This window comes from Lascolabacillus massiliensis (genome assembly GCF_001282625.1).
Lineage (GTDB): Bacteria > Bacteroidota > Bacteroidia > Bacteroidales > Dysgonomonadaceae > Proteiniphilum > Proteiniphilum massiliensis.
Window position 1 is genome coordinate 107,552 of sequence record NZ_CTEJ01000001.1, and the last position, 23,956, is coordinate 131,507.

At 36.1% G+C, this 23,956-nt stretch carries 25 protein-coding genes and 1 tRNA gene; 9 read left to right on the top strand and 17 right to left on the bottom strand.

Translation table 11 applies throughout. The features are described from left to right. Positions 1-193: 193 nt before the first annotated feature. A complete protein-coding gene (locus BN1354_RS00425; RefSeq protein WP_053825907.1) occupies positions 194-1,315 on the bottom strand; it encodes a nucleotidyltransferase domain-containing protein in 1,122 nt (373 codons plus the stop codon). A 9-nt stretch (positions 1,316-1,324) separates the two neighbouring features. Then, positions 1,325-1,768, bottom strand: a complete 444-nt coding sequence (locus BN1354_RS00430) for a hypothetical protein (RefSeq protein WP_053825908.1) — start codon at positions 1,766-1,768, stop codon at positions 1,325-1,327. A 132-nt stretch (positions 1,769-1,900) separates the two neighbouring features. On the opposite strand from BN1354_RS00430, the gene BN1354_RS00435 reads away from it, so the two are divergent. Further along, complete coding sequence (locus BN1354_RS00435) at positions 1,901-3,958, top strand: hypothetical protein (protein ID WP_053825909.1); 2,058 nt, start codon at positions 1,901-1,903, stop codon at positions 3,956-3,958. A 2-nt stretch (positions 3,959-3,960) separates the two neighbouring features. Here the strand turns inward: BN1354_RS00435 and BN1354_RS00440 are convergent, their stop codons facing one another. The 7 genes from BN1354_RS00440 to mnmD form a co-directional block, all read right to left on the bottom strand. Beyond that, positions 3,961-5,280 carry a TolC family protein gene (locus tag BN1354_RS00440; RefSeq protein ID WP_053825910.1) on the bottom strand — a complete coding sequence of 440 codons (1,320 nt, stop codon included), beginning with the start codon at positions 5,278-5,280 and terminating at the stop codon, positions 3,961-3,963. 22 nt (positions 5,281-5,302) lie between these two features. Beyond that, positions 5,303-6,439: an ABC transporter permease gene (locus BN1354_RS00445; protein ID WP_074010690.1), complete on the bottom strand. Its 1,137-nt coding sequence runs from the start codon at positions 6,437-6,439 to the stop codon at positions 5,303-5,305. A 6-nt stretch (positions 6,440-6,445) separates the two neighbouring features. Further along, on the bottom strand, positions 6,446-7,375 hold the full coding sequence (locus BN1354_RS00450) for an HlyD family secretion protein (RefSeq protein ID WP_053825912.1): 930 nt from the start codon (positions 7,373-7,375) through the stop codon (positions 6,446-6,448). 15 nt (positions 7,376-7,390) lie between these two features. After that, positions 7,391-8,083 carry an ABC transporter ATP-binding protein gene (locus BN1354_RS00455; RefSeq protein ID WP_053825913.1) on the bottom strand — a complete coding sequence of 231 codons (693 nt, stop codon included), beginning with the start codon at positions 8,081-8,083 and terminating at the stop codon, positions 7,391-7,393. Between the two features lie 97 nt (positions 8,084-8,180). Beyond that, positions 8,181-8,552, bottom strand: a complete 372-nt coding sequence (locus BN1354_RS00460; RefSeq protein WP_045090241.1) for a DUF2200 domain-containing protein — start codon at positions 8,550-8,552, stop codon at positions 8,181-8,183. A 41-nt stretch (positions 8,553-8,593) separates the two neighbouring features. Further along, positions 8,594-9,319 carry an MBL fold metallo-hydrolase gene (locus BN1354_RS00465; RefSeq protein WP_053825914.1) on the bottom strand — a complete coding sequence of 242 codons (726 nt, stop codon included), beginning with the start codon at positions 9,317-9,319 and terminating at the stop codon, positions 8,594-8,596. A gap of 72 nt (positions 9,320-9,391) precedes the next feature. Continuing rightward, on the bottom strand, positions 9,392-10,162 hold the full coding sequence (mnmD, locus tag BN1354_RS00470; RefSeq protein ID WP_053825915.1) for a tRNA (5-methylaminomethyl-2-thiouridine)(34)-methyltransferase MnmC2: 771 nt from the start codon (positions 10,160-10,162) through the stop codon (positions 9,392-9,394). A gap of 134 nt (positions 10,163-10,296) precedes the next feature. Between mnmD and BN1354_RS00475 the strand changes: the two genes are divergently transcribed. Genes BN1354_RS00475 through BN1354_RS00485 form a run of 3 tightly spaced genes read left to right on the top strand, consistent with a single transcriptional unit; the run spans position 10,297 to position 12,525 of the window. Next, positions 10,297-11,181 (top strand): metal ABC transporter solute-binding protein, Zn/Mn family, encoded by an 885-nt coding sequence (locus tag BN1354_RS00475; RefSeq protein WP_053825916.1) that lies wholly within the window; start codon positions 10,297-10,299, stop codon positions 11,179-11,181. Positions 11,182-11,238: 57 nt separating this feature from the next. Beyond that, a complete protein-coding gene (locus BN1354_RS00480; RefSeq protein WP_053825917.1) occupies positions 11,239-12,009 on the top strand; it encodes a metal ABC transporter ATP-binding protein in 771 nt (256 codons plus the stop codon). Positions 12,010-12,042: 33 nt separating this feature from the next. Then, positions 12,043-12,525, top strand: coding sequence for a DUF456 domain-containing protein (locus tag BN1354_RS00485; RefSeq protein ID WP_053825918.1), 483 nt, complete (start codon positions 12,043-12,045; stop codon positions 12,523-12,525). An 11-nt stretch (positions 12,526-12,536) separates the two neighbouring features. Here BN1354_RS00485 and BN1354_RS00490 read toward each other — a convergent pair whose 3' ends face one another. From BN1354_RS00490 to BN1354_RS00525, 8 genes are all read right to left on the bottom strand, one after another. Then, entirely contained in the window at positions 12,537-13,538 is a 1,002-nt protein-coding gene (locus BN1354_RS00490) for an aspartate-semialdehyde dehydrogenase (protein WP_053825919.1), read from the bottom strand. 139 nt (positions 13,539-13,677) lie between these two features. Beyond that, entirely contained in the window at positions 13,678-13,950 is a 273-nt protein-coding gene (locus BN1354_RS00495) for a T9SS type A sorting domain-containing protein (protein ID WP_052673204.1), read from the bottom strand. Positions 13,951-14,075: 125 nt separating this feature from the next. Next, entirely contained in the window at positions 14,076-14,990 is a 915-nt protein-coding gene (locus BN1354_RS00500; RefSeq protein ID WP_053825920.1) for a ribonuclease Z, read from the bottom strand. Between the two features lies 1 nt (position 14,991). After that, a complete protein-coding gene (locus BN1354_RS00505) occupies positions 14,992-15,573 on the bottom strand; it encodes a 7-carboxy-7-deazaguanine synthase QueE (protein WP_053825921.1) in 582 nt (193 codons plus the stop codon). After that, on the bottom strand, positions 15,563-15,919 hold the full coding sequence (locus BN1354_RS00510; RefSeq protein WP_045090232.1) for a 6-pyruvoyl trahydropterin synthase family protein: 357 nt from the start codon (positions 15,917-15,919) through the stop codon (positions 15,563-15,565). The genes BN1354_RS00505 and BN1354_RS00510 overlap by 11 nt, the downstream gene beginning before the upstream one ends. 156 nt (positions 15,920-16,075) lie before the next feature. Further along, positions 16,076-17,206 (bottom strand): endonuclease/exonuclease/phosphatase family protein, encoded by a 1,131-nt coding sequence (locus BN1354_RS00515; RefSeq protein WP_053825922.1) that lies wholly within the window; start codon positions 17,204-17,206, stop codon positions 16,076-16,078. Next, positions 17,190-18,077, bottom strand: a complete 888-nt coding sequence (locus tag BN1354_RS00520) for a rhomboid family intramembrane serine protease (protein ID WP_045090230.1) — start codon at positions 18,075-18,077, stop codon at positions 17,190-17,192. The genes BN1354_RS00515 and BN1354_RS00520 overlap by 17 nt, the downstream gene beginning before the upstream one ends. Continuing rightward, on the bottom strand, positions 18,061-18,738 hold the full coding sequence (locus BN1354_RS00525) for a rhomboid family intramembrane serine protease (RefSeq protein WP_082057395.1): 678 nt from the start codon (positions 18,736-18,738) through the stop codon (positions 18,061-18,063). The genes BN1354_RS00520 and BN1354_RS00525 overlap by 17 nt, the downstream gene beginning before the upstream one ends. Before the next feature lie 208 nt (positions 18,739-18,946). Between BN1354_RS00525 and BN1354_RS00530 the strand changes: the two genes are divergently transcribed. The 5 genes from BN1354_RS00530 to BN1354_RS00550 all read left to right on the top strand — a co-directional run bounded on the left by BN1354_RS00530 (position 18,947) and on the right by BN1354_RS00550 (position 23,913). Next, complete coding sequence (locus tag BN1354_RS00530) at positions 18,947-19,213, top strand: HU family DNA-binding protein (protein ID WP_045090228.1); 267 nt, start codon at positions 18,947-18,949, stop codon at positions 19,211-19,213. Positions 19,214-19,290: 77 nt separating this feature from the next. Continuing rightward, positions 19,291-19,363: transfer RNA gene (locus BN1354_RS00535), tRNA-Lys, on the top strand. Positions 19,364-19,619: 256 nt separating this feature from the next. Next, the gene (locus BN1354_RS00540; protein ID WP_053825923.1) at positions 19,620-21,869 is read left to right on the top strand and encodes a patatin-like phospholipase family protein; all 2,250 of its coding nucleotides are present in this window, start codon (positions 19,620-19,622) and stop codon (positions 21,867-21,869) included. 166 nt (positions 21,870-22,035) lie between these two features. Then, entirely contained in the window at positions 22,036-22,629 is a 594-nt protein-coding gene (locus tag BN1354_RS00545; protein WP_053825924.1) for a TetR/AcrR family transcriptional regulator, read from the top strand. Between the two features lie 12 nt (positions 22,630-22,641). Beyond that, a complete protein-coding gene (locus BN1354_RS00550) occupies positions 22,642-23,913 on the top strand; it encodes a TolC family protein (RefSeq protein ID WP_074010691.1) in 1,272 nt (423 codons plus the stop codon). The last annotated feature ends 43 nt before the right edge of the window (positions 23,914-23,956 follow it).

Genomic DNA, 23,956 nt, shown 5'->3' on the forward strand with positions numbered 1-23,956 from the left:
TTCAATAATAAGCTATAAATTTTTAAACGTACTATATCTGTAAATTGTTCTTATAATACTCTTACCTCGCTCTTATCAACCTAATAAAATAACGAAGATCATAAGGGAGAGGTAACAGATTGCTTAACCCTTTTAATGAGATTAGTAAATATTATGTTTGCTTAAAACAGTTCGAAAATAGAATGAATACTGTCTAATATTTTTTACCTGTCAACAATAGTTTAAGGTTTGTGGTAAGTTTTATATAAGGCAGAGGTTTTATATGCTGAGGTGCCAGTCCAATTATTCTGCTTATTCTAACTGTAGAGTGTTTAAATGAGTACCATTTTCTATGAAGATCATTTTGAAATGTTTTTCTTTTGAATAGGTCATATCCAAAGTTGCCCCCACTGAACACATCGTCTAAAATGAGATCAACGTACTTGCCTTTGATATCTGTTTCAAATGGGAAATATTCTGGTTTAGCTTCTAAATATTTGATTGCGAATGCTGCAAATTGCTTCATGGCATATGATAAATCAAAAGAGTCGACCAGCAAATTAAAGCTGCTTCTGTTAATATTATCAGAATTGGTTTTCATAAATAGCACCCAGTCGCATATCTGTTTCATTCCTATTCCCAAATGAATAAAATGGTGGAATATATGATAGAAAATATAAAAAGCATTTAATTCATCGGGAAGTACTTTTACTTTTAACCCTTCAATCTCTACTTCTTTAAATTTATTGTTCTCAACTACATTCTGAATTTTTTCACTAAATAGTTTATCATATTTATCAATACCAAAAAAGCATATATTCTTATGGTTTTCTATTTGGATGTCATTGTATATAAATCCTTGATGATGAATATTTTCGTCATCCATCTCATATCCATTTGATACTGCCCACCTGTTTACCTTCTGATAATCGCCCTTGTTAAAAAGATAAAGATCAATATCACCAGGACTTCTGTGATTTGGAATAGGATAAAAAAGAGCGTTTCCCTGACCTTTTAATAGGATAAAAGGTGTATTTAATTTCTCATACTCCCAAAAAATGTTTTTCAGCTCCTCATTAAATCTCCTGTTTCGCTTTTCGATAAACTGTGTTTGAAGAAATAGTTTATATATAATCTTCCTGTCTGGCCAGACCGATTCAGGTAAAGTCATAATTCCATCATATAGGAGAGCGCTGACCGATTGTGACTCAGCAAAGCTTACAAGTTCAGTCCATATCTGTTCATCAATATCTGTAAAAAGGGTCTCTTCAGCTTTTCTGTTCCAGATTGCAGATTTTATTAATTCAAGAAAGAGTGATATAGTAAGGTTATTCATATATTTTTTTTATTTCTGCCTAATTCTTCTGTATAAACCCAGGTAAATCCTACGCAACAAGGGTGATTTAAACCAACAGATTCTCGTTATTTTCCAGATAAGACTTGATTTTGTTACTCTTTTATTTCCTCTGTATATGCATGTAACTTCGGCAATTACAGAGTCAGTTGGACATATTTCTCTTTTTTTTATATTACCATCACCTCTTAATGTTATCTTTTCTGATGAAATTTTTTCTGCTCTATGAATTACATAATAGTTATTGTTGATAACAGCCAACAGGATATTCCCCTTTTGAATTGAGTTTTCTGATATCGGACTTAACTCAATTTCATCCACTTCAGGTCTTATTAATGGCAACATACTGTTCCCTTTTGAAGGAATCCTGACACTTTTCCCATCATTAATCTCATTTAGGATATGTGAGAAGAAAACATCGTTAGGAATAATCATTTGCACTATCCAAGAACATATAAAACTCCTCAAAGATATAATTATTACCGGTTTTTAATTCAGTTTTTTTCAATAATCAGTTTATCAATATTAAATTTGCAGAAATAACGTAAAATGTAATCACTGAATAAAATGAAAGATTTAATATTTATAGTCCTGTTCTCTTTAATCTTCGGATTTATGGCATGTAACACAGATAAGATTAAAAGTGATGATATGAAAGAAGCAGAGTATATTTCAGCAGCAACAGCTGATAAATTAATTTCAGAGATGAAAGATTCTCTGGGAGAGGATCATGCTTTCAGAATAGAGAGAGGTGTAAAGCAGGTGGCGCAGCTTTGGCGCGAGTCTGACGGAACAACAGAAGATTTTGTTGATTTTTGCAACTCCTCTTTTGTAAGCGATTCAGAAGAACTTTCAAAACTATTTACTACCCTTGAACGTAATTTTGAAGTGATTAATGGTTATTACCACAAAATGGATGTTGAGCTGAAAATGCCATTACAGCTTGTTGGACCTGATATTACTCCGGTTGATATGATGTTTGGCAGTTATGATGCATCTGCACATTTAAATGACGACCTCTATTCAAATAAAATTGCTTTTATCACTGCACTAAACTTTCCATTCTATTCACTTGAAGAAAAAACTGAACTGGGTGAAAAATGGAGCCGCCAGAAGTGGGCATATGCTCGTATGGGCGACAGGTTTATATCCAGAGTGCCGGCTAATATTCAGCAGGAGATATCGAAAACTTTAACTGAAGCTGATGCTTATATCTCTGATTATAACATCAATATGTATAAGCTGCGTAATGATAAAGGTGAGCAGCTGTTTCCTGACGGAATGAAACTGATATCTCACTGGGGATTGCGTGATGAACTTAAATCGAATTATGCTGATACTGAAAACGGTCTTGAAAAACAGAGGATGATATATCAGGTGATGAAGCGCATTGTTGATCAGTCAATTCCTGTCAAAGTGATTAATAACGACACATATACATGGAATCCATATACAAACGAAGTGAGGGATAACGATGTAGTCTCTTCTCCTTCTGAGGATATAAGGAGATATGAGATTTTCCTGAAAAATTTTCATGTGATGAGAAAGCTGGACCCATATTCTTCTCATTACCCGACGCAAATCGATCGTGCATTTGATGGAACAATGGAGATCCCTAAAAAAGATGTGGAAGAGCTGTTTAAAGGTTTGATTTCATCTTCACAAGTGAAAAAGGTAGCAGCATTTATTGAAGCCAGACTAGGTCGCAAGTTAGAACCATTTGATATTTGGTATAACGGATTCAGTTCGGGAGAGACCGTTTCTGAAGATCGCCTGACAGCTATTACTTCAGCAAAATATCCAAATGCAGAGGCTTTGGAGAAAGATTTGCCAAATATATTGGTGAAGCTGGGATGGTCAACAGAGAAAGCCAGGCAGATATCATCGCTGGTTACGGTTGATGCATCACGTGGTGCAGGTCATGCCTGGGGTGCTGAAATGCGTAATGATGTTAGTAGATTACGTACCAGAATAGGTGACAGTGGTATGGACTATAAGGGATATAATATTGCAATTCATGAGTTTGGACATAACGTGGAACAGACGATCACAATGAATGATGTGGATTATTATGTTCTCAATGGTGTGCCAAATACTGCATTTACAGAAGCTGTGGCATTCCTCTTTCAGAAAAGGGATCTTGATCTTCTTGGACTGCAGAATCCCAACCCGGAAGATGAGTTTTATCTGGCACTTGATAATTTCTGGTCAAGCTACGAGATTATGGGTGTATCTCTTGTCGATATTCAGGTGTGGGAGTGGCTGTATGCAAATCCTGATGCAACAGCATCGCAACTCAAGGATGCTGTGATTTCGATCTCTAAAGCTGTTTGGAATGAATATTATGCTGATGTACTTGGTGGAGAAGATGAGATACTACTAGGTATATATTCTCATATGATTGATTATCCTCTTTATCTTCCAAACTATCCTATGGGTCATTTGATCGACTTCCAGATTGAACAGCAGGTGCGTGGAAAGAACCTGGCATCAGAGATTGACAGAATGTATACGCAAGGTAGTATCATTCCTCAATTATGGATGAAAAATGCTGTTGGTTCGCCAATATCAATTGACCCACTGCTTAGTGCGACTGATAGGGCTTTAGAGGAACTGAACAAATAGTATCAATCCATTGTAATCAGGATATTGAATAGGTCGTAGGCTGCCTGAAGAAAATTATGGCGGTACTGACCTGCTTTCTGTTGTTCATTGAGAAGATCTGATTGTCGGATGTAACCTTTTTCATATTGCAGCTGTACAGCTTTTGAGTTCTGAAGGCTCATTTCCCAGCTATCCCTGCTAAGCTGGTAATTTTTCTGTCTCACCTGAAGCAGTGAAAGATTGTTTAGTCGCTCTTTCTCCTGTTTATTATGTATATCACGAAGATTCTCAGTTTCCATCTGCTGTTGCAGGCGTAGTCGTGATACTTCTTTTGTTGTGTTGAGTGATCTGGAAATGGGCAACATGACTGAGAGTCCGATATAGCTGTTTCCTCTCCAATGATTATTGTTGAAAAGAGAAAAATCGTTATTGTAGTAATTGCTTCCAAGATATCCATTCAGTGAAAGGGTAGGGGCATATTTAAATTGAGCCGATTTCACTTTAAGTGATGCGAGATTTGTAACTTCCTGCTGACGGAGAACTTCCAAGTCGTTTAAAATGTTTTTGGATGTTTTCTTTTGTTCAACCTTTTCAAGCAGTGAAGGGATATCTTCCTCTAAAAAAAGTGATTCGATATTCTCTGAAGTAACATCCTTTCCTATAAGGTAAAGTAATTCAGCCTTCCTGTCACCAGCAATTTTTTCTGCCTCCAGGAATTTAGAAACAGACTCATTATAGGCTCTGTTTGCATCATTTTTTTCGGATAAACTAATTTGCTCTTTCTTGAAAAGTTGATTGGCATTATCCAGAAGCTCCTCAAAATATACAACATCATCTTTAAGTAACTTCACCTGCTCTTCAGCAATTATACAGTCGGCATAAGCAAGCGCAACCTTTTCTTTTAATTCTGCTTCAGACATTTCAGTATCATATTCCTGAATTCTTAGTTGATGCTGTTGCTTTGCAACACTATTTACTTTTTCAGGGTTGAAAAGGTCATATTTCATATTCAAACCTGCAGATGAGTTCCACTTGGTATTAAATTTCAGATACATAAGCTCCCCTTCCGATGCTGAGGGATCGAAAACATTAGCAGGTACCGGAGTAGCCGGTATTATAAGGTTGCGTCTTAAGTCACCTGAAAGATATATGTCCGGTACATACTGCAGCTTGCTCTCATCTACCTGAATTGATGCCTCTTGTAGTTTCAGTTTATTGATGTTCAAAACGGGAGAATGATCCATTGCATAAGTTATAGCCTTATCAAGTGTATAGGTTTCCTGAGCAAATGCAACTGCTGAAAACAGCACTATGTTTATATATATGAAGATAGATTTATACATGATTTTTTAATTGATTAAAAAATTACCTGAAGACAGAAGACGGTTCCACCTTTCTTAATTTACGTATTGAAAAATAGGAACTGCCAACAGATATTATCAATGTTGTAAAAAAGAGAAAACTTAATAATGCGGGGGAGAGACTAATAATAAGTCCTCCTTTTGCCATACCAATCTTGGAGATTATCAATAACAGGAGAGACACAAGATAACCGAATATAGCGTAAATAAAAGATTGTGTGATAACCAATCTTGTGATATAACCACTGGAAGCCCCAATAGCTTTTAATGTTCCATAATCCTTTATGCGGTCATACGTTACCGAATACATGGTAAGTCCGATAATAAAGAATCCGCTTATTATCCCGAACAGTACCAGCGTAGCGAAACTCATACCCATGTTATTAGCAGTCATTACATTCACAATTGTTGCTGTTCTTATCTCATCTTTAGGCCATGCCTTGAGATCGGGTGCAATTTGATTTATCTTTGCGGTAACGGCGTCTACTTTTGTTGCGTCGGGTACAGTCACAATTATACCGTTTATCTGTGATTTTGGCATGCCTGAATAGTATCGCGCCTTGTCGGTAGTTGTATATATCAATGGTGCGGTAAATCCTTTCGCATCTTTTGTAATTACTCCGGCAATAGCCGACTTCCCATTTATTTCGAAGCGTGTACCCAGTTTTACATCATATCTAAGTGTTTTGTTATCATAGAAGTCGGTAGACACTATCTCCGGATTTGCCAGGTTTTCTATAGAACCTGAATGGACAAGTTCTGCATAGGGACCAGCAGCGAGAGTAGGGTAGTCACTACCTATTATTACAGCTGGAGCATCCTTGCCATTTGGAAATCTAACAGCTACGTTTGTAATTACAAATCCATGAGTATCTTCAACTCCTTCAATACTTCTTAATTGATTTACCCATCTTATATCGAAAGGTGAAAGTTGGTTTACGTTTTCTGTCTGTTTCTTCACTACGAAAACCTGAGAATATTTTGGGTTTGAATTGCCAACAATCCCTCCGATAATATCAGCAAGATAAAAGAACATGCCCAGTTCAATGCCAATCAGGTAGATACTGATTACAATTGCCGCCAGGATACCCATGCTCTTGGATTTTTCAAAGCGAACAAATTTAAATGCGGTTGTGAACATATTCAGTTAGTTTAGTTGTACCCTGCACTCTACCTTTGACTCAATAAAAAGTGTTTTATTTATCTCATCGAGGGATACTTCTATTTCACGAATACGACGATCCTCCAGATCTGTTCCACTATCTGAGAATAGTGATTTCTTTTTTAAGTCGGGAGAGATTCTGTTTATTTTACCTGTTGCAGCCAGTTCCGAATCGCCATGCAGGTTAATATAGCATGTTTGTCCTATATCAAGTCTGTCAGCAAAAAGCTCATCAATTTCCACAATAACAACCAATGGTTTATCAGGTGAAAGACGTCCATATTGCTGATGCATACTTACCGCCTCTCCTTCTCTTGGTGTTATATCCAGCAAAGTTCCATCCAAGGGTGCACGGAATAGTGTTTTATCCAGTTCATTAGCTTTAGAGGCACGTTGTACTCTTATCTCATTGAGTTGAGATTTCTTTAGGTTGTAGTCATTCTCAAGTATTTTCAATCGTTCTGTTTTTTGATCGAACTCACTCTGCAATCTTCTCACATTTTCACCTGTTGTAGCTCCTGCACTAAGTAACTCTTTTGCATCATTCAACTGTCGGGTCAGATCGCTGTATGCAATACGCTCCTGGTCAATAGTGATTTTTGCTGATTCAATAGACATCTCTTGTGTTCTGATACGTGAATCCGCTTCTTTTAATGCAAGCTCCTCGTCACTATTGTAAAGAGTAAGTATTAGATCACCTCGACTTACCTTCTCACTAGGCTTGGCATTTATTTCCATCACTATACCTGCTGCTGGTGCAGCCAGTTCAATCACACCTCCCTGTGGTACGATCTTACCTACACCTACAACATTCACTGGAATAATTGAGGTAGCCTCGGTTTCGCTATTTTCCTGTTTACTGCCACAGGAAGCTAAAATTAAAACAGATAAAAAAAATGCTATTTTTCTGTACATATGTAATTTATTTTCTTAAAACTCGTCCTCAATAGCCGTTTCGCTAATTCTGCCTTCTGAAACATATATGGTTCTGTCAGCATATTTTTTAAGTCTGACATCATGGGTTACTACAATAACTGCACGGTTGTCAAGTGAGAGCTGACTTAACATTTCCATTACCATCTTGGCACTTTTATGATCAAGAGATGCTGTTGGCTCATCACACAGTATTAACTTAGGATCAGTTATTAATGACCTGGCTATAGCTATTCTCTGTTGTTGTCCTCCACTCAGGTTTCTTGGGAGATTATAGATCCTGTCTTCCATCCCAAACTGTCTGATAAGTTTCATGGCTCTTCTCTTTGCTTCTTTCCGACTCACACCCTGCAGCAACAGGGGCTCCATCACATTCTCCAGTGCATTAAGCGGAGCCAGAAGATTGAAACCCTGAAAGACAAATCCTATATGTTTCAATCGCAGTTTAGCAAGTTCCTTTTCTGAAAGATCATTAACACATGTGTCCCCAACCCATACTTTACCCATGGTAGGATAAATTACAGATCCAAGTAGCGATAAAAGTGTTGTTTTACCTGATCCTGACGGACCAACCAGTAATGTAATCTCACCTGTTCTGAATTCGGTAGTTGTAGGTTGTAGTGCTACAATTGTAGATTCTCCGGTTTTATATTCCTTCCCGGCTTCTGTTAGTCGTGCAGCTATTTCCATAGAATAGTTTTGATACAACAAAAGAAACGATAAATTTACAAATCAGCAAACTTATCGCTCTACAAATGTGGGTTATTATAAAAATATATTTAAGAACTCATTTTGACTGATTTCTTAATATTTTATCCATACTTTTTCCTTTAGCCAACTCATCAACCAATTTATCTAAATATCTGATCTGTCTTGTTATTGGATTATCAATATTCTCTATTCTGTAACCGCAAATGACTCCTGTAATCAGTTCGGCATTTGGATTGAGAGTGGCGTTTTCAAAAAACTCTCTTAATGTTGTCTTATTTTCAATAAATTCCAGAAGTTGACTCTCGTTATAATCGGTAAGCCATTTAATTACCTGCAGAAGCTCTTCTTTGGTTCTTCCCTTTTTCTCTATTTTGGCAATATAGTGTGGATATACTGATGCAAAAGTGATTTTTGCAATCTTCTCGTTATGTTCAGGTGTAACTTGCATAATTGTTATTTTTATTCAGGTATAACTCCATATGAAATATCTTACTCCATACTCCTGATTCGAACCTCTATCTCTGAATTTTCCAGTCTTGATTTTATTGCTTCTACATCAGTATCACCAAAGTGATATGGATAAAGTACTTTTGGTTTAAACATGTTAGCTGCTTTAACAGCTTGATCTACAGTCATAGTGTAAGGTTGATTCACAGGTAGGAATGCAATATCAATTTCTTTTAGACTATTCATTTCTGGAATATCTTCTGTATCCCCGGCAATATAAATGTTCATACCATCAATTGTAAGAATATAACCATTATCGCGATAACGTGGATGAAACTTTTCTCTTCCTTCGGTATAGTTGTATGCAGGAACAGCCTCTATATGAATATCTTCTCTCAGATTAAGATTATCACCATTTTTCATCACATCACCTTTCGAAATTATATCACGGCTCGATTGATTAATAATGATTCTGGTATCCTCTTTCGTTAAATTATTAATTGCCTTAATGTCCAGGTGGTCACCATGCTCATGAGTAACAAGTATGAAATCAGCCTTAGGAAAAGTTGAATAATCAGCGAACATTGTTACAGGATCAACCTGTATATACAATCCATCGTATGAAAGCATCAGTGAGCCATGTTTTATAAATGTAATTACAACTTCTTTATTTGACTTAGTTTTAAAGGTGTCAGTCTCAAAGTTTTCGGCAAATAGTAGATTGGAAATCATAATTACAGCAAAAATTAAAATAATTCTTAGTTTCATATTGATGCAATTTAATGTTTTAGTAAAAGTTCCTGTTAATAAAACAAACAGATAAATTTCTTGTTTAGTTAATTACTCTGTGTCAAATATTAATAATTTTGATCCTCTCAATATTTCCCTCTTACCTGGAGGTCCTGGTAATCTCTCCATCTTGAAACCTGCACTTTGCAGCATTCTCCTTACCACTCCTTTTGCACAATATGTGGTGAAAACAGCATCTGCATCAGATAAAGAGTATATTTTGCCGAAAATATCCTCTGTCCACATTTCCGGCTGTTTGTCCGGTGCAAAAGCATCAAAATAGATTAGGTTGAATAGTCTGTCAGCTCTGATCTTCTCACATTTACTAAAATCAAACTTTTGTTTTAGTAGTGTGAATTCGGGTAAAATGTCAACTGCTCTCTCCCAGGGAGTAGTGTGAAGCTTCATGAAAAGTGTTTTATCTATTACTTTAAAATGCTCTGATTCACTCAAATTTGTTTGTTGTTTAAACTTTTTCTGTTCAGACTGATTTATTAATTCGAAGTAATTAAGTTTTTCTGCTTCTTTAATAGAGACAGGGTATAACTCCACGCTTTGGTAAAACACATTTACATTCAACTTTTGAGATTCTATCAGAGTGAGGAAAGCATTTAATCCGGTTCCGAAACCTATTTCAAGAATATTTATACTCTTTTGGTCATCCTGATTGATGTTTTTCTCCAGGAAGTATTTGAAACCGGTATCAATAAAGACATGCTTCGACTCCTGGATTGCACCATTAACAGAATGATAGTGTTCATTCAGTTCAGGCACAAACAGGGTGTGTGAGCCATCTTCTGTAGTTATTATTTTATGTTGCATAATAAATTATCGTGTAGAATATTGTATTGTCAGGTCTACTGTGAAAATAAGTCCCACAAACAAATTTATTAAATCTTTGTTTACTATTTCCATCAGAGAATGAAAATTATTACATTTGTCTACAAATTAACAAGATGCAAAAATATTTTCCTGTAATAATTGTCTTTTTATTTTTCCTTTCATGTAACTCAGCGTCCAAAAGAGATGGCGTTGATGATAAGGAGCTATTGACAGTAACGATTGAACCTCAACGATACTTTCTGAATCAGATTGCTGGTGATATATTCAGAATAAATACGCTTGTGCCACCGGGAACCAGTCCCGAAACTTATGAGCCTGCACCCTCGGTAATGCTGGAAATGGCTAAAAGCAAGATTTACTTCAAGGTGGGAGACCTTGGTTTTGAGAGAGCTTGGAGCAGTCGCTTATCAGACAATAATCCTGATGTCAAAGTTGTTGATTGTTCAGCGGGAATTGAGCTGATGGGTGGTCATATTCACGACCATGAGGATGGAGATTTGGATCATCATCATGAATCGATGGATCCACATGTGTGGTCTTCTCCTAAAGCTGTGAAAATATTTGTTCAGAATATGGCAGATGCTCTCATCTCTGAATACCCTGAATATGAAGATATATTTAATGAAAACCTGGAGAGATTTGTTGCAAAAGTGGATAGTATAGATCAGCTTATTAGTACAGCACTTGAAGATATACCTGCAAGATCCTTTATAATATTCCATCCCGCATTGAGTTACTTTGCAGAGGATTACAACCTCCATCAGCATAGTATTGAGTTTGAGGGAAAGAGTCCCTCTTTATCTCAAATCAGAGAGTTAGTGGATGTTGCAAGAAAAGAGAATATAAATACCCTCTTCATTCAAAAAGGGTTTGATAAAAAAAATGCAGAAGTTATTGCTTCTGAAGTAGGAGCAGAGATTTTTGAGATAGATCCATTAAGCTACAAATGGGACGAAGAGTTGATTCGCATAGCTGAAATTTTATCGAGAGTGGAATAATTGAAAAACTTATGATTTGAGTTTTGCAAGTTTTCTGTAGTTATTGAAAAGAAATAGATGAATAAGCTAATTGAGATAGAGAGACTGAATGTAGGTTATGAAAATAAACCAAATGTGCTAAGTGATGTGTCGCTTACCATATTTGAAGATGACTTTCTTGGAATAATTGGTCCCAATGGAGGAGGTAAGACCACATTATTAAAAACTATACTGGGACTAATTGAACCTCAGGATGGTGTTATTAAGTTTTACAACAACGGTAAGGTTGTACCATCATTGAACATTGGCTATCTCCCTCAAATAAATCAGATTGATAAAAAATTCCCAATCTCTGTTTCTGAAGTAATACTTTCAGGACTTACTCCCCATAAACAATTAATCAGACGTTACTCCTCAAAAGACAGGCAGAAAGTAAAGGATGTAGCAGAGAGAATGGGAATCGAAGAGCTTCTTCCAAGAGCAATTGGTGAACTCTCAGGAGGGCAGCTGCAAAGGGTTCTCCTTGGAAGAGCAATCATTGATAATCCAAAGCTTATTATTCTTGATGAACCAAGTACTTATGTTGATAAACTTTTTGAAACCAACTTTTATAAACTTCTGGGTGATATAAACAAAGAAATTGCCATAATGCTGGTTTCGCATGATGTTGGCACCATCATTTCTTTAGTTAAGAATATAGCTTGTGTTAACCAGGGACTTCATTATCACTCTGGGAGTGATATCTCTCAGGAATGGCTTACAAATGCTTATCAGTCTTGTCCTATAGAGATATTGGGACATGGTTCTCTTCCTCACAGAGTTTTAATGGAGCATGATCATCTTCATTAACATGAACACTCTGCTAACACTAAAGATTAAACTATGGCCGATTTAATCTGGATTATACTGTCTGCGCTGCTGTTGGTTGTTGGAGCAGTTGGTACTATTGCTCCTATCCTCCCTGGGCTGCCGTTATGCTGGGCAGGATTGCTTGCCCTGAAGTTTATACCAACTACTCAGAATGAGATATCATGGGTTACAATCATTATACTTGGTGTGGTGACAGTTGTAATTTCAATACTTGATAATGTACTGCCTATATGGGGAACAAAGAAGAAGGGAGGAAATAGGAAGGTTGTCTGGGGAGCGACAATAGGACTTCTGTTTGGTTTCTTTATCGGACCATGGGGTATAATATTGGGTCCATTCGCTGGAGCGCTGATTGGAGCATTAATAACAGGCAGCAAATTAAAACCGGCCGCAAAACAAGCATCTGGAGCATTTGCAGGTTTTTTGGCCGGTCTTTTATTAAAGCTGATAACAGCTGGTTTTATAATATTCTTCTTTATCCGAACTTTACTTTGATGAGAAAGGATTTAAGAGTTTTTGATAATGTATTCAGCTATCTGAACTGCATTTAAGGCAGCACCTTTACGTATCTGATCGGAAACAGTCCAGAATGATAATCCATTTTCATTAGTCAAATCTTTACGTATACGACCAACATAAACAGGGTCAGTACCTTCCAGGCCGAGTGGCATTGGGTACTCTTTTTCATTAGGATTGTCAATTAGCTTTACACCATCTGCCTTGCTGAAAGCTTCGCGAGCTTCCTCTATAGATATCGGACGTTCGGTCTCAATCCATATGGCTTCTGAGTGTGCACGCATTACAGGTACACGTACACATGTAGCACTAACTTCAATATTTGAATGCATAATCTTTCGAGTTTCGTAATACATCTTCATCTCCTCTTTGGTGTAACCGTTATCTGTGAAAACATCCACCTGAGGGATAAGATTATATGCAAGTTGATAAGCAAACTTGGATACTGTAGGCTTTTCCCCTTTAACAAGTTCTCTGTATTGTTCTTCCAACTCTTTCATAGCAGCGGCACCTGCACCGGAAGCTGCCTGATATGTTGCAACATGAACCTTTTTTATATAAGTAATATCTTCTATCGGTTTTAATGCGATCACCAGTTGAGCTGTTGTACAATTAGGGTTTGCTACTATTCCCTTCGGACGGTTTAATGCATCTTCACCATTAATTTCAGGAACAACAAGAGGCACCTCGTCGTCCATCCTGAATGCACTTGAGTTGTCAATCATAATGGCTCCGTGCTTGGTGATTGTCTCAGCAAATTCAAGCGATGTGCTACCACCGGCAGAAACAAATGCAATATCAATACGCTTGAAATCATCATTGTGCTGTAACTCTTTAACTACAATCTGTTTACCTTTGAAATTATATGATGTTCCGGCACTTCTTGAAGAGCCGAATAGATGTAATTCTTTAACAGGGAAATTTCTCTGTTCCAAAACACGAAGCAGCTCTTGTCCTACAGCTCCGCTAGTTCCAACAATTGCGATGTTCATAATGATTGATTTTTAATAACTTTAGTTTGAATAAGCAGATAGTTTTATCTACCAGCTTTTTAATTAACTCTTTGGAAGAATGATAACCTTATTATCTACTTCGATCAACTGACAAAGATATGAAAAAGAGAATAAAAACTTATCTTATTGCAATTTTCTTTGTTAATTTCCCTATTTTTAATATGTAATAACCTTTTGGGAGTGATAGTATATACTCATTTGTGCCAGCATTTATCCTTCTGTTATAGACCTTTACTCCCATAATATTATAAATTTCCAGAATGTCGTCTTTTGGCAGATTTTCGATTATGAGGCGATTCTCAGCAAGTTTAATGACTACACTATCCTGACCTATATTGGGCTGGTGATAAAATTGATTCTGATTATTAAAGTTAAGATGGCTGTCTGGCATCCCTATAAAAGTATTGCGCTCAGTAGAAAAGCAAGTTCCAACTGAGAAACAAAAAGAGATCAATACTAAATAGAAAAGCCTCATAGTACTAAATTACATCAATTCTAGCTGCATCAATAAAAAAGCTAAAGTTCAAATATTTTTCCTTCAGATGCAAGTTCAGTTTCAGGAAAAATTAATGATGCTTCCTTAAGAAGCACTCCTAGTTCATTATATCTGGAAGAAAAATGTCCAATAACAAGCTTCTTTACTTCAGCCATTTTAGCAATAGTTGCAGCCTGACCTGCAGTGGAATGATATGTTTCTTCCGCTCTTTTATTTTCACTTTCTGCAAATGTAGCCTCATGATATAATAGATCAACATTTTTTATGTACTTAACAACATCCGGGTCATAAGCAGTATCAGAGCAGTATGCATATTTCTTTGAAGGTGTTCCCGGAACAGTAAGAGTCTCGTTTTTAATAACATCTCCCTCAGTAGTGATAAAGTCATCCCCTCTTTTGATATTATAAATCATATGATAGGGAATTTTGTGATAATCAATCATTTCTCTGATTATATGACTTGCTGATTTCTTCTCTTCAAATAAAAAACCGTTAGAATCTATTCTGTGATTTAATGGGAAAGAGTGAATTTTTATTGAAGAATTTTCAAAAATAATCTCTTCTGAGTGTGGATTAATAGGAATCACATTTATCTTAAATGATATGTGATTACCCATATAGGTAAGAAAAGGGTTAATTAAAAAATCTATCTCTTTATGAGCATAAATATTCAGGTCGGCAGTTCTTCCAAGCAGACTTAACGTGGAAAGCAGACCAGGCAAACCGAAGATATGGTCGCCATGCAGGTGTGAAATAAAAACAGAATGAAGCTTGCTCATACGAGCCTTAAATTTACGCATCTGAAGCTGTGTACCTTCTCCACAATCAATCATGAATAGCTTATCATTCATTTCTATTAGCTGCGAGGGTGGGTTGTGAAGTGTTGTTGGCATTGCTGATCCACAGCCTAATATGGTAATGCAAAATTTTGTCATGTCACCTTATTCCAATTAATTTATGTGTTTGCAAACTAAGTGCCCACACAGGATTATCCTTTATAAGAGAGATACAGTAATCCACATTCTCCTGAATAACTTTATCGTTATCAAAAATTGGACTTAGCAGGTATCTGTTTGTCTTAGGTAAAATTGAAATGTCAGGTAAAGGATCTCCTTTTTGAATTGGAAATCTTAGTTCATCAACCTCAGGGATTAACTCCTTTACTATCTCAAAATTCTGCTTGGGACTGCAGGTTATGTAATCAATACCTGAAGGTATTCTTTTAGTGCCGTTAGTTTCGATTGCTTGCAGGTAGCCCCTCTCTTTAAAAAATGCAACAATTTTGTCATTCAGCTGTAATGCCGGCTCACCACCAGTCCATATAATCCATTTACAGTTATATTTCTCTATCTCTTTAAAAACCTCTTCGAGAGACATCTTCACACCCCTTTCAAAATCAGTGTCACAGAAGCTGCAGGCAAGATTACATTTTGCAAGTCTGATAAAAATAGATGCCTGTCCGGTTCTTCCACCTTCACCCTGCAAGGAGTAAAATATTTCGTTTACATTAAGGTTCATATATAGCCGAAGTTTTGGGGGTTTCGCTCACCTCTACAGCATAAAGCTCCGGTAGTTTAGGCTTGAATGCTTCAAATAACATTTTTGCAATATTTTCAGCAGATGAGTTCAGCGGAGCCATAATATCGTTCAGATTTCTGTGATCGAGGTTTTTATCGATATAATCTTTTACAAAACTAAGTTCATTATAATCACGAACAAACCCTTGAGGATTTAGTTTATCTGCTTTAAGATGCACAGTTACAACATAATTATGTCCGTGAAGGCGACTGCAAGGATGCTCCTCCGGTAATCCAAAAAGAGAGTGAGCAGCAGAAAAAGCAAATTCTTTACTTATTTTATACATTTTATTTCTTTGTTTCTGTTAATTGTTCAGGAGATTGACTTCCGACACTAAAATGATTCCGGTAAGTAGTTATTCCCAGATGCAAGATAGTTTCAAATCATGAGTTTTAATCAAAACTAATCAATTAATTTTTCAGGTGCAAATCAGATATTTAATCTATTCAGTAACATCTAACTCCAGCCAAGTTCTTAAAGGATAATGATCAGAGTGATCAATTTTATCTACTTTAGTCTGATAAGCCTTAAAATTATCGCTGTGCATTATGTAGTCTATCCTGAAAAGGAAAAGATATTCGTTATAAGTGATGCCAGGTCCAAAAGAAGTGGATACATAAGCATCCTGCAATCCCTTTTTCATCTGATTATAAGCATAAGAAATGGGGGTATCATTAAAATCACCACAGATTATAGTGCCTTGTGTACCCTGCGTCTTAATATAATCCTTTACCTGATTTACCTGCTTAGCTCTCATACGATAAGCACTACCCAGACGATTTCGTATGTTAGTTGTCACAGTTTCTAATTTAACTGAATCTGTATTTTGCAGGAAGTCACTATAAAGTTTTTTATCCTCAGCCATTATACTGTTAGACTCCAAATGAACATTAGCAACTGTATATCTTTTACCTTCAATATTTATAGTGTAAACAGCAGCTCCGTTATAGGATGATTCAAACACAACTTCATGAGTATCCTCTATCGGGTATTTAGAGAAACAAGCTAGTCCCAGAATATGATACTTGCCTGATGACTCAAGGCCGGTGACAGACCTGTAAGGATACATACTCAGTTTACGGTTTACATCCTGCTGTGAGAATATTGATTGACCTGTTTTGCTTACCAGATACTCTTGTAAACATACAATATCAGCATCAGTCTTTGAAATATAATCCAGAATAGGTCGCTCCTTTGAATTCTTATCCCGTTCCTTAGGAAATCCCTGTACATTATAAGTAAGTATTTGAATTGACTTTTCAGGAGCCTTAGGTTGATTTATTTTTATAGGAAAAAATGTTGTAACAGGCTTATAACATATTAGTAAAGCGATCAGACAGATTGCCGCATATTTCCATTTAGAGAACAGAAGCCAGAAAACAAGGTATGCGATATTTAACAGTAAAATGAAACCGAAACCAAGGCCAATATATGAAAAGAGATTAGTTTTTAGAGTAGATACATTCCATGCAAGAAAAGAACTAAAAAGAAGTGCAATAGCAAATATATTGGTTAAAAATATAACCAATTTCACTACATCTCTGAATTTTCTTTTTTTATTTCTTGCTGGCATCAAAAAGCTTCTTTTTTTCTTCAGGAGTTAATCCGCTATAACCGGACTTCTTCAACTTATCCAATATAGCATCAATTTCCTCCTGCTCTGAGTTCTTCCGATAATTATAATCCCAGTCTGTCTCTTTTCTACTGTGATACACTTTCATCTTGGGTTTCTTTCTGTGAGGTTTAAATAATCCTGCAAACAAATCTATCAGGCGACTCATCCACCCGGTAATATCTGTACCTTTTTTATATTGTATGGCAAATAAATATCCCAGCAGGGCACCACCAATATGAGCTACATGTCCACCAGGGTTTGTGGCACTGCCTAGAGACATGAAATCCAAAACGAATGCGAAAATCGCAATATAAACAATTTTTATCTGTCCAATAAAGAGAAGGTTCAGTTTAAGTTCAGGTCTGTAAAACGCAGCACCCATTACAATTGCCATTACAGCCGCAGATGCACCAATCATCCAGCCCCTTCCCATATCCAGATAATAAGGAATAGTGTTAAATGCAATAACGTATAGGATAGCACCTGCCAGTCCACCCAGTACATACAAACTACCCAGTGTGCGTCCTGTAAAATACTGCATAAATATTTGACCAAACCAGTAGAGCCACAACATGTTAAAAAGGATATGTAAAAAACCTTCGTGAACAAACATGTATGCTACAGGTGTCCAGAACCTCTGTGTAAGTAGCTGCAAATTTGAGGGTACACCCAGTAATGTTATCAGATCCAGACTATGAATATTAAACAGAATGAAGATAACATCGATAACTTTTAAAGCAGCAAATACCAGAACATTGATAAATATTAGCTTTGTCAGTACAGTACCTGACTTGTATTTCAGTTTTAAGTTGTCAATAATATCTGCCATGAGACCTGTCCTTTTTTCTCCAGTACAAAATCATAAAAATGCCAAACAGCATGCCACCTAAGTGTGCAAAATGAGCAACATTATCGCCTATACGGTTTGAAACACCAAAAATCAGCTCCACGAGACCGTAACCTATTACAAACCATTTAGCCTTTATAGGGAATGGAAACGGGATAATGAATAACTGTGCATTTGGGAACAACATTCCAAAGGCAAGCAGAATACCGAATACAGCTCCGGAAGCACCAACAGTAACAGTATTAACCGCATAAAACATGTCTGCCGGAACAACTGCACTTACTCTAAGGTACATCACTATAATCTGAACCAATCCAGCCCCAATCCCGGTAATCAGATAATATGTCAGAAAACGCTTAGGACCCCAAACCTGTTCTAGGGTTCTTCCAAACATAAATACTGCAAACATATTGAAGAATACATGAGAGAAAGAGTAAGGGTCATGAAGAAACATATAAGTTATGGGCTGATATATCCTGAAGTTATCAGAAAATGGGAAATGCAAACCAAACTGCTGAGTCAGGTCGATCCCTCCCCTCCTTAGTAAAACGAATTGTGCTAACCATACTATAACATTAATAATAAGTAAATTTTTTGTTACAGTAGGTAACATGCCTGAAAAGCTATTTCTATAATTATTCATGATTTGAAATCTGCTGTTTAGGCGCAAAAATACGTATTATTTCGAAGCTTATAAGGTTTTTAGACCTATAAAAAGCAAATTTTCAGAAAAATCAAATACTTTTTACCTTTTTTCTTGATTGTTTTCATTTAATAATCTATATTTGACGCCAAATCAGGGCTTCAGCCCATACTTAAAGTTTGTTTAATTTCTTTATTTACGTTTTCTTATGAATAAATCAGAACTAATTAGCGCTATTGCAGAGAAATCTGGTCTTAGCAAGGTTGATTCCAAAAAAGCATTGGACGCAACTTTAGAAACAATCTCCGAAGAAGTAAAAAGTGGTGGTAAAGTAGTATTAGTAGGTTTTGGAACATTCTCAGTTTCAGAAAGAAGTGCAAGAAAAGGTATCAACCCACGCACAAAACAGCCTATCAATATACCAGCCAAAAAAACAGCTAAGTTTAAAGCCGGCTCAGAGCTTTCAGATCTCTAAGGATATTGAAACGGAATAAAAAAGGAACAAACTTTGTAGTTTTGTTCCTTTTTTATTTACCTTTGCGATCAAATTATGACTCCGTAGCTCAGTTGGTAGAGCAATTGACTCTTAATCAATGGGTCGAGGGTTCGAGCCCCTCCGGGGTCACAAAAATTGGAGCAATAAATTTTTATAAAAAGAGCGGTTCATTAAAACGAATCGCTCTTTTTATTCGAACATCTTCTAACAAATATTAGAGAATATTGCCATAATATACCTTTTTATAATCCACAAACAGTCATATCTTTTTCCAACCAGATTGCATTTTTTTATATAATTTATTACCCCTAAATAGAGAGAGTCGCTTTTTATGAATTTTGGTTATATTTGTAACATCCAATTATTTAATATTACAACTAGCCAAATGAAAAAACGACTTTCTATAATATGTATTTACTTATTCCTGGTGATTGTTGTTTTAGGCAGTGAGGTGAATAAAGTTGCTACACCTGGAAGTAATCCTCAAAGGAAAAAGGTTGGAGTAGTTTTAAGTGGTGGTGGTGCAAAAGGTTTTGCTCATGTGGGCGTATTAAAAGTACTCGAAGAAATTGGTATTCCTATCGATTATATAGCCGGTACCAGCATGGGAGCTGTTGTGGGTGGTCTGTATGCAGTGGGATACACCACGGATATGATTGACTCATTAATTCAGGTACAAGACTGGAACCACCTTATGAGTGATGGTGTTTACCGTGAAAATATACCCGCATTCAGGAGAAATAACCAAAGCAGATATGTGGTTTCCTTACCCTATGAGTTTCCTTTTGGTGAAAATTCCCGTATAGTATCTCTACCTGCCGGAGTATATACAGGTCAGAATATTTACAATCTTTTTCTGAATTCAACAATAGGTTATCATCATAATATCAGTTTTGATGATTTGCCCATACCATTTGGATGTATATCAGCAGATGTACGTACAGGCAACGAGATTGTTATGCGTGAAGGAAATCTTGCAGAAGCAATTCGTGCAAGTATGGCTATTCCCGGGGTATTCACACCTGTCGAGAGAGATAGTATGCTTTTAATTGATGGCGGTGTAGTTAATAATTACCCTGTGGATCTGGTTCGTAGCATGGGTGCGGATATTGTAATAGGAGTTACTTTTTCTCGTGATGAGAAAGAACTGGAACAAAGCAGAGGAACTATTTCTGAGATTACTCAGCAGATTTGGAACTTTATTGGCCAGTATAAATTAAACAATAATATTTCAGATACTGATATTTTAATTACACCTGATGTGTATCCTTTTGGAATGATGGATTTTCACAAAACAGCAATTGATACTATTATTCAAAGGGGATTTACTGCTGCAATTGAACATCGTGATGAACTTACCAAACTTAAAAAGTCTCTTTCCATCGACACCAATTTTTACAATCAAACTAAAAAGAGAAATCCATATCTTGAGCTTGATACACTTACAATCAATAATATATATGTTGAAGGAATAACGCAAAGAGAGAGAAGTTATCTGAACAGATGGATAGACAATTATAATGGTAGTATTACCAGAGAAGAGCTGGACAATATGATTTCCAAGATTTATGGTAGCGGGATGTTCGACAGAGTCTATTACAGATTTGAAGGTGAAGATCCTTTTGATCTTATTATAACAGTTGATGTAAAAGAAGCTAATCGGTTGAATCTGGGAATACATTTTGACAGTAATGATTTGGCTGCAATACTTGCAAATACCACAATCAGGCTGAATAGTTCACTCAATTCTATGTTCGATATAACCACCAGACTAAGTCGTGATCCCTTTCTGATGATTGATTATTCTATAAACCGTGGAATATTTTTTAAAGGGGGTATAAATTACAAAATAGGTAAAAATGATCTAAGTATTTATGATAGAGGTAAATTATTATATAATCTTGGGATAACAAGAAATAGCCTGAATCTCGTTTTTTCTGAGTTTTACTTCGGAAATATAATGCTGCATCTTGGAGCTCAGATGGAACATTTCCATTTCTACAAGGCGATGGGTAGTGTTTTCGAATCACCCCAATCAGAATTAAATGACCTTCTCTATTTTAATTATCTGCTAAATGGAGTATACGATAATCTCAACAAAGATTTCTTCCCCACCTCTGGTCTGTATTTTTCTTTTCAGTACTCACTACATACTGACAACTTCGTGAGTATGGAAAATGAAGCACCCCTGAATGTGGTGAGGATGAAAATGTTAAAACCTTTTTCTCTTAGTGATAAAGTTTTTATTACACCTCGTATTACTGCCAGATATATTATGAACGACAGTGTACCTCGAATGTACAGGAATTTGGTAGGAGGAAGAACAGATGGACACTATATGCCACAACAGATATCACTTCAGGGATCAACCGGCATGGAGTTTCTTGAAAACATGGTGTTTTCAACTGATGTGAATATCCATTACAATTTTACTACAAATAACTATCTATATACCAATCTTAATTTTACTATACATAACAATCATCTGCACACACTCCTTGAAGGTGATTCATTTTTAGGTGTTAATTTGGGTTACTCTTATCTGACTGTTGCCGGGCCACTGCGACTTGAATTGGGTTATTCTGAATTGTCACGGCGATTTCATCCGTACGTTAGTTATGGATACTATTTTTAGTATGCATGTCATAGTTTGATGAATATGTGGAGATTATAACGCTATTCTGATCTGCGCTAAATAATGTTAAATACATAATGTCTGATTAAACAAAAGATTTAAACAGATGTTTAAATCATGTGATTAAATTACATTTACTTTCTATTGCAGGGAATATTGAAAAAAAATGATGAATAAGAATACAACAGAACAAAAAATTATCAAAGCAGCAGATAAACTCTTCACACAGAAAGGGTATGCAGCAACAAAGACCAGAGAGATAGCAGAGGAAGCAGAAACAAATCTGGCATTGTTGAATTATTACTTTGGCAGTAAAGAGAAACTTTACAAAAAAGTAGTGCAAGAGAAGTTCAGGATTCTATTAGGTGCAATTGGTCCTGTTATGTGGGATGAGACTATTCCATTAGAAGACAAGATCAGACTGATAACTGAAAATTATACCAAATTGCTTATTGAAAATGAAGAACTTCCAATCTTTATACTTAATGAACTGACAATTAACAAGGAGCTCTTCAAAGAGATTACTGAAAATGCTCGATTGATAGCACAGCCGGTTATAGAGAAACAGCTTAAGGAGAGAAACATCGAAATGACAGCTTCTCATATGATAGTCAATATATTAAGTCTAACTATTTTCCCATTCGTTGCAAAACCATTGATCATATCTTCGGGATTAGTAAAAAAAGAAGAGTTTGTTGATTTTGTGTCAGAACGAAAAGAGAAGATTTTAGAATGGATAACAGCAACCATAAAAAAATAATAGAATATAATTATGCCACTCAAAACATTATTGATATCGATAGTTTTGACTTCAGTGTACATACCATTTATATCTGGTCAAAATATAACTATTGAAGAATGTCAGGTTAAGGCTGAGGCTAACTATCCAGCAATTGCCATGTATGATATTATTGAGAAAACAAAAGAGTTTAACATTGCAAATGCTAATAAAGCATATTTCCCTCAGGGATCCTTTATTGCTCAAGGAACATGGCAGTCAGATGTAACAAGTATTGATCTTGAAGTACCGGGATTTCAGCTTCCTACTATTGATCGGGATCAATTCAGAGTAGTTGCTGAATTAAATCAGCTTATATGGGACGGAGGAAGAGTTTCGGCACAAAAGAATAGTATTGAGGTTAATGCAGAGTTAGACAAAAGGCAGCTCAACAATGAGATATATACTTTAAAAGAGCGTGTAAATAATCTCTATTTTGGTGTTTTACTGATTAAAGAGCAATTAAATCAACTTGGAATTCTGGAGAAAGAACTTCAGCGTAATTATGATAATGTAAAAGCTTATATGCAAAATGGTGTAGCTAACGAGTCCGACCTCATGATAGTAAGAGTTGAACGGCTAAAAGCAAGGCAACAGCGAACTAATCTTGAATCAAATCTGATGGCGTATATTCAAATGTTGTCGGTACTTATAGGTGAAGAGCTTAATAGCGATATGGTATTTGTTAAACCAGATCCAGGAATTACAACAATCCTGCCGATAATCAACAGGCCTGAAATCCTGATGTTTGAAGCACAAGAGAATGCCTTAGAATCACAGAAATCGCTCCTGAATGCAGGTGTAATGCCAACTATTGGTGCATTTGCTCAGGGAGGCTATGGTAAACCAGGTCTAAACATGTTTGATAACCAATTTAACCCCTATTTTTTAGGAGGAGTGCGACTGACCTGGAATTTCAGCAATCTATACACCTTGAAGAGTGACATCAGGAAGATTGATTTGCAAAAGTCGGCAGTCAACTCACGCAGAGAAATATTTCTTCAAAATCTGAATATAGTGATACCACAACAACAAATTGAAATTGAAAAATATAGAAAAACTATGCAGGATGATGAAGAAATTATCAGACTGCATACTCAGATACGTGAGACTACCGAAATAAAGGTAGAGAATGGTACTATGACCGTTTCCGATCTGATGAAGGAAATTATTGCAGAAGAGTCAGCCAAGCAGGCAAAGGTTCTGCATGAGATTCAATTTCTAATGTCTGTTTATTCTCTTAAATACATTACAAATCAAAACTAATTCTATCTTATTTCGGGCTTAAATGTCTGAAAAATAACAACAT

What these genes read in the sequence shown, in the direction of transcription:
- BN1354_RS00425 (WP_053825907.1), bottom strand. Translation starts at nt 1,315, where the DNA reads ATGAATAACCTTACTATATCACTCTTTCTTGAATTAATAAAATCTGCA.
- BN1354_RS00430 (WP_053825908.1), bottom strand. Translation starts at nt 1,768, where the DNA reads ATGATTATTCCTAACGATGTTTTCTTCTCACATATCCTAAATGAGATT.
- BN1354_RS00435 (WP_053825909.1), top strand. Translation starts at nt 1,901, where the DNA reads ATGAAAGATTTAATATTTATAGTCCTGTTCTCTTTAATCTTCGGATTT.
- BN1354_RS00440 (WP_053825910.1), bottom strand. Translation starts at nt 5,280, where the DNA reads ATGTATAAATCTATCTTCATATATATAAACATAGTGCTGTTTTCAGCA.
- BN1354_RS00445 (WP_074010690.1), bottom strand. Translation starts at nt 6,439, where the DNA reads ATGTTCACAACCGCATTTAAATTTGTTCGCTTTGAAAAATCCAAGAGC.
- BN1354_RS00450 (WP_053825912.1), bottom strand. Translation starts at nt 7,375, where the DNA reads ATGTACAGAAAAATAGCATTTTTTTTATCTGTTTTAATTTTAGCTTCC.
- BN1354_RS00455 (WP_053825913.1), bottom strand. Translation starts at nt 8,083, where the DNA reads ATGGAAATAGCTGCACGACTAACAGAAGCCGGGAAGGAATATAAAACC.
- BN1354_RS00460 (WP_045090241.1), bottom strand. Translation starts at nt 8,552, where the DNA reads ATGCAAGTTACACCTGAACATAACGAGAAGATTGCAAAAATCACTTTT.
- BN1354_RS00465 (WP_053825914.1), bottom strand. Translation starts at nt 9,319, where the DNA reads ATGAAACTAAGAATTATTTTAATTTTTGCTGTAATTATGATTTCCAAT.
- mnmD (WP_053825915.1), bottom strand. Translation starts at nt 10,162, where the DNA reads ATGCAACATAAAATAATAACTACAGAAGATGGCTCACACACCCTGTTT.
- BN1354_RS00475 (WP_053825916.1), top strand. Translation starts at nt 10,297, where the DNA reads ATGCAAAAATATTTTCCTGTAATAATTGTCTTTTTATTTTTCCTTTCA.
- BN1354_RS00480 (WP_053825917.1), top strand. Translation starts at nt 11,239, where the DNA reads ATGAATAAGCTAATTGAGATAGAGAGACTGAATGTAGGTTATGAAAAT.
- BN1354_RS00485 (WP_053825918.1), top strand. Translation starts at nt 12,043, where the DNA reads ATGGCCGATTTAATCTGGATTATACTGTCTGCGCTGCTGTTGGTTGTT.
- BN1354_RS00490 (WP_053825919.1), bottom strand. Translation starts at nt 13,538, where the DNA reads ATGAACATCGCAATTGTTGGAACTAGCGGAGCTGTAGGACAAGAGCTG.
- BN1354_RS00495 (WP_052673204.1), bottom strand. Translation starts at nt 13,950, where the DNA reads ATGCCAGACAGCCATCTTAACTTTAATAATCAGAATCAATTTTATCAC.
- BN1354_RS00500 (WP_053825920.1), bottom strand. Translation starts at nt 14,990, where the DNA reads ATGACAAAATTTTGCATTACCATATTAGGCTGTGGATCAGCAATGCCA.
- BN1354_RS00505 (WP_053825921.1), bottom strand. Translation starts at nt 15,573, where the DNA reads ATGAACCTTAATGTAAACGAAATATTTTACTCCTTGCAGGGTGAAGGT.
- BN1354_RS00510 (WP_045090232.1), bottom strand. Translation starts at nt 15,919, where the DNA reads ATGTATAAAATAAGTAAAGAATTTGCTTTTTCTGCTGCTCACTCTCTT.
- BN1354_RS00515 (WP_053825922.1), bottom strand. Translation starts at nt 17,206, where the DNA reads ATGCCAGCAAGAAATAAAAAAAGAAAATTCAGAGATGTAGTGAAATTG.
- BN1354_RS00520 (WP_045090230.1), bottom strand. Translation starts at nt 18,077, where the DNA reads ATGGCAGATATTATTGACAACTTAAAACTGAAATACAAGTCAGGTACT.
- BN1354_RS00525 (WP_082057395.1), bottom strand. Translation starts at nt 18,738, where the DNA reads ATGAATAATTATAGAAATAGCTTTTCAGGCATGTTACCTACTGTAACA.
- BN1354_RS00530 (WP_045090228.1), top strand. Translation starts at nt 18,947, where the DNA reads ATGAATAAATCAGAACTAATTAGCGCTATTGCAGAGAAATCTGGTCTT.
- BN1354_RS00540 (WP_053825923.1), top strand. Translation starts at nt 19,620, where the DNA reads ATGAAAAAACGACTTTCTATAATATGTATTTACTTATTCCTGGTGATT.
- BN1354_RS00545 (WP_053825924.1), top strand. Translation starts at nt 22,036, where the DNA reads ATGATGAATAAGAATACAACAGAACAAAAAATTATCAAAGCAGCAGAT.
- BN1354_RS00550 (WP_074010691.1), top strand. Translation starts at nt 22,642, where the DNA reads ATGCCACTCAAAACATTATTGATATCGATAGTTTTGACTTCAGTGTAC.